This is a genomic window from Okeania sp. SIO3B5 (genome assembly GCF_010692555.1).
Taxonomy (GTDB): Bacteria; Cyanobacteriota; Cyanobacteriia; order Cyanobacteriales; family Microcoleaceae; genus Okeania.
On sequence record NZ_JAAHHG010000655.1, the window covers coordinates 1 to 4,897 of the forward strand.

The following is a 4,897-nucleotide window of genomic DNA, read 5'->3' on the forward strand; positions in this document are numbered from 1 at the left end:
GCATCGGAGCGTGTATAAAATCAAGGTGACACTCTTGAGAAAACCTTCTGCCTCCTGCCTCCTGCCTCCTGCCTTCCTTCCACCAAAGTCTAATTATTCAACCGGACATGATATAACTTCTAACTTTTAACTTTTGACTTTTGACTTTAGTGAATGGGGAGATGGGGAGATGGGGAGATGGGGAGATTGAATATTAAAGTTTGGATAGAATTATAAAAATATACGATATAAACGGATTCTATAATTAGGGCTTGCTGATTAACTATTAAAGCATTTATACCAAATTCAAAAAAGGTAGTTACATCTTATATCATGTCCGGTTGAACAGTTATAAATAAACTACTCAGAATTCAGCAATTCTGCAATTGCTGAATTCAGGAGGGAAGAAAGAAGAAAAGAAGGAGAAAGTTTTTTATCACTAATTATTTGGTATGATATCATGTCCGGCAGCATCGTTTGTGTATAAAATTAAGTTGACAATAGAAGAAAACCTTTTGCCTCCTGCCTCCAGCATAGCTGCCTTCCTTCCACCAAAGTCTAATTATTCAACCGGACATGATATGACTCCTACCCTCACCCATAAGACTTTTGAGCGCAAACCCTATATAAGAAATAAAAATTATCGTACAGAAATTATCAGTTATTTCCCCCTATTCCCTATTTGCTCTTTTCTGGAGATATCTATTTATTCAAATGCTGTTAGAGTTGAAGGCATTGTTGAGGGACGGAATGAATATAAGTGGGGAAAATATGAGGAACGGGCAAGATGTCCATTCCATAAAACTATTAAAATCATCCTGCATTTATGCAACGCCGAGTTGAAAGTTGAAAAGTCAAACCGAAACATAATAACTTCTGAATATAAATATAAGTTCCTCTAAACAATTTTTGATTCGTAGCCGAAAAAATTGTAAAGAAGTAGCTGAATTTTGAGAAAGCAATTATAATCTCTCTAATCTGTAGACAATGAGCAAACATTTTTCTTGTCCCCTCTTAATTGCAGCGGATAATCTATTGCTATCTATAAATATGTATGTGAAATTCCTTATAGAAAAGCTTTGCTCAACAAAATTGTACGCTGATTTATTCTATATCAAATAAATAATTTTATACGAATGCCAAGATTACAATCTCCAAGTATTTCTCCCTACTTTGATGTTATAGTAGTAGGTTCAGGTGCAGCAGGACTTTATGCTGCACTTTGTTTACCTACTCATCTTAGAGTTGGTTTAGTTACTAAAGATGTCATAAATATGGGTTCCAGTAACTGCGCTCAAGGAGGTATTGCTGCAGCTATTGACCCGTCAGACAACCCAAACTTACACCTAGAAGATACCCTCAAAGCTGGTGTAGGTTTGTGTGACCCCGAATCTGTAAAATTTATGGTGGAAAGTGCAGAAGAAGCGATCGCTCATCTAGTAGAAATGGGTGTTGCTTTTGACCGCAAAGGAGAAAAACTGGCAATGACTTTAGAAGCTGCCCACTCACATCCTCGCGTACTTCATTCGGCAGATACTACAGGTAGAGCCATTATTGATACACTTACAGCAAAAGTTTTGGAACGTCAAAACATTCAAGTGGTTTCTCAGGCAGTAGCATTAAATTTATGGCTGACTCCACAAAAAAATCGCGTTCAAGGTATTAGTCTTCTCCATCAAAGCAAAATTCAGTGGTTAAAATCTTCCGTAGTTGTTTTAGCAACGGGTGGAGGCGGTCAAATATTTGCTCAAACAACTAACCCGGAAGTGAGTACCGGGGATGGAGTTGCAATAGCTTGGCGTGCGGGAGCTGTTTTACGAGATTTGGAATTTTTTCAGTTTCATCCCACTGCTTTAACTAAACCAGGCGCTCCTCATTTTCTGATAAGTGAAGCTGTGCGGGGGGAAGGAGCGCATCTAATTGACGAACACGGAAACCGCTTTGCCTTTGAATATCATCCTGCTGGAGAGTTGGCACCAAGAGATGTTGTCAGTAGAGCTATTTTTCATCACTTGCAAAAAACTGCACATGAACTCACCCAAGCTCATGTTTATTTAGATTTGCGCTCTATTGCTCCTGAACGGATTCGTTATCGCTTCCCCAATATTATCAATGTTTGCAAACAATGGGGTGTTGATGTTTTTCAAGAACCTATTCCGGTTGCTCCTGCTGCTCATTATTGGATGGGTGGAATTGCTTGCGACTTAATGAGTCAAACTTCAATTCGTGGACTCTATGCTATCGGGGAAACGGCAAGTACGGGGGTTCATGGGGCAAATCGTTTGGCGAGTAATTCTTTGTTGGAATGTTTAGTATTTGCTTCTCAACTATCTCGCATTGAAATTCAGCCAAATTTAGTTGCGCCTAATTCTGAGGTTTCGCAGGTAGACTTTAATTGGAGTGAGGATATGGAAAAGATAGAATTGATTCGGCAAATGTTACCGAGTTTAATGTGGGAAAGTGCAGGTATCTCTCGTGAAGGAGAGTTGTTAGATAGAGCGCTACATAAAATTAATAATTGGCGAGAAAGTTTGGCAGGTTTGGATGTAGTTCAATTTGTAACAAATCTATTACCTAACCAGATGATAGAGTTAAATTCGACTGATGCTGAACAACAATTGCGGATGGTTACAGAAACGATCAATCTTTTGGATCTAGGTTCTTTAATTCTTAAAAGTGCTGCATGGCGTACTGAAAGCAGAGGTGGGCATTATCGTAGCGATTATCCTCAAACTGCCGATCATTGGAGAGTACATACTTTGGTGGAGGGCGATCGCTTGTGGAAATCGCCAATGGGGATTAATTCTGAAGAGTCAAAAATCAAAAGTATAGCGCTGTGCGCAGGCAACAGGCAATAGACAACAGCGGTGCGACTCCGCGTCATAGACATCTCCAATAATAAAAAATAAAATCAATTATCCCAAAGAAATTATCAATTATTCCCCTCCACCGGAGGGGTTAGGGGTGGGTTCCCGACTCCCTACTCCCTCTTTTCTAGAGATGTCTAATAAAGCCGAATGGGGATTAATTATCAATTATCCATTATCCATTGGTAAGAATTTTTCTAAGATTGTTCTGCCCAAATCTTGACCAAAATCCGCTCCTAATATCATGTCCGGTTGAATAGTTAGGGCTTGCTGATTAAATCTAAAAGCATTGATAGATAAAGACTTTAGTTTTTTTGGGATCGAAAAAAGTGCCTGGTTTTCAGCTCTTCATGCTCAAAAAGCTAGTATTTTGGGCTGACTATACCAGAACAATCTTGGGACAAAACTTAGCTCCTACCTCCTCGCTCATTCCCATTTCTCCTGTCTCCTGTCTCCTGTCTTCCCCTCCTGGGAGGGGTGAGGGGTGGGTTGTCTCCTACCCCTACTAAAAGACTTTTTCAGCAAGTCCTAGTTATACCATTTTCAAAAAAGAATGCTACGAAAAGGTAGATATCGATCAGATATGCTGAAAAATAGCTGCTTCAGTTAATTTTAGATAGTTATTTCTATCGTTTTCCCCTTTTTTTCAAAATTTACCCCTTCTTCCTTCTTCCCTATTCCTTCTTTCTTGCTTCTACCATTTGTAGCAAACATTTATAAAATTGGTATTACACTTAGGAGGAAGGAAGGCAGCTATGCTGCTATGCTGAGGGCAGAAGGAAAAGAAAGATTCAAAGGGGATAAGTTTTTTTATCACTAATTATCCGGTAATTATCCGGACATGATATAATTGAACTATTACTACTTAAAACCTCGCACTTTTTGATACTTAAAAAGGTACTTACCTTTATCTATAAAGACTTTTATATTTAATCAGCAAGTCCTATTTATCCCTTAATTTTTCTGAAATTATTCTGCCCAAAATCTTAACTTTTTGGTTGCTCAAGCTTAAATTGTTTCAAGTTATAAATATTTCAGTTTAGGGTTTAAATTTAAGCAAATTTATTAGTGTAGTTTTTGCGTGCAATATTTATCAATCTAATACAACCTTTTCTTAAGGTAGGTATATATTTATTTTCAGATATTTCTGCTTTAGTAATTCCTAACTCTACAATCATAGCTATAATTTCAGAATGTTTGAAAGGTTTACTAAGATAGCCATCTGCACCATATTTCATTGCTTCATGGTAGTCACTTTCATCATTCTTGCTAGTGCAAAAAATGACAGGAGTCTTCTGTAGTTGAGGATCGGACTTAATTTGAGTACATACAGCATAGCCATTTAATTTTGGTATCATAATGTCTAGAAGCACTAGATCGGGTTTTTCACAATAAATTTTTTCTATGGCTTCGACACCATCATTAGCTTCTATTACTTTTAATCCTAGTTGTATAAGAGAATAAGAAATAATCTTCTTATGCGTAGGATTATCTTCTACCAACAAAATTCTTTTCTTGAGCATTTTTCTACAATTATCCTCATTGTGTATATCTCTATGTATAGAGAAGCTGTTTGTTTATATAGCTGCTCTATATCAGTAAGTAATATCATGTCTCTTTAAATACCCACAATAAAAATTTTAGGGAACAGGGAGTAGGGAATAGGGAGAAATTTATCAGAGACAACATTTTTATTATCGCTAATTAATGAAACTTGATATAAGTGAAAAAATTTACCGAAAAATTTGGTTTAAAGCCTTGCCCTGAAGCGGGCAACTTTGTGTAAGGAAGCAATCTCAAGGGTATTAAGATGCATCAACATTTCGTCACATAGTTGGGTTTATTTATGCCTACCTACTCATTTGGTGGTGGTGCATAGTAATGGTAGAGAGAGTGTGGGGGGATGGGGAGATGGGGGGATGGGGAGATTGGGAGATGGGGAGATGGGGAGATTGGGAGATTGAGAGATTGGGAGATGGGGAGATTGGGAGATGGGGAGATTGGGGGATTGGGAGTGTGGGAGAAATTAAAAAATATATATCTTCTACCAA

General features: G+C 37.8%; 3 protein-coding genes. 2 read left to right on the forward strand and 1 reads right to left on the reverse strand.

The genetic code is table 11. The features are described from left to right. The first annotated feature begins 431 nt into the window (after positions 1–431). Both F6K54_RS40300 and nadB read left to right on the forward strand, forming a co-directional pair. Positions 432–881, forward strand: a complete 450-nt coding sequence (locus F6K54_RS40300) for a hypothetical protein (RefSeq protein WP_293090000.1) — start codon at positions 432–434, stop codon at positions 879–881. 234 nt (positions 882–1,115) lie between these two features. Beyond that, positions 1,116–2,837, forward strand: coding sequence for an L-aspartate oxidase (gene nadB / locus F6K54_RS40305; protein ID WP_293090002.1), 1,722 nt, complete (start codon positions 1,116–1,118; stop codon positions 2,835–2,837). Between the two features lie 1,061 nt (positions 2,838–3,898). Here the strand turns inward: nadB and F6K54_RS40310 are convergent. Continuing rightward, a complete protein-coding gene (locus tag F6K54_RS40310) occupies positions 3,899–4,369 on the reverse strand; it encodes a PleD family two-component system response regulator (RefSeq protein WP_293090004.1) in 471 nt (156 codons plus the stop codon). Between the last annotated feature and the right edge of the window lie 528 nt (positions 4,370–4,897).

Excerpts from the sequence above, each read along its gene's own strand:
- F6K54_RS40300 (WP_293090000.1), top strand. The coding sequence starts at position 432 with ATGATATCATGTCCGGCAGCATCGTTTGTGTATAAAATTAAGTTGACA.
- nadB (WP_293090002.1), top strand. The coding sequence starts at position 1,116 with ATGCCAAGATTACAATCTCCAAGTATTTCTCCCTACTTTGATGTTATA.
- F6K54_RS40310 (WP_293090004.1), bottom strand. The coding sequence starts at position 4,369 with ATGCTCAAGAAAAGAATTTTGTTGGTAGAAGATAATCCTACGCATAAG.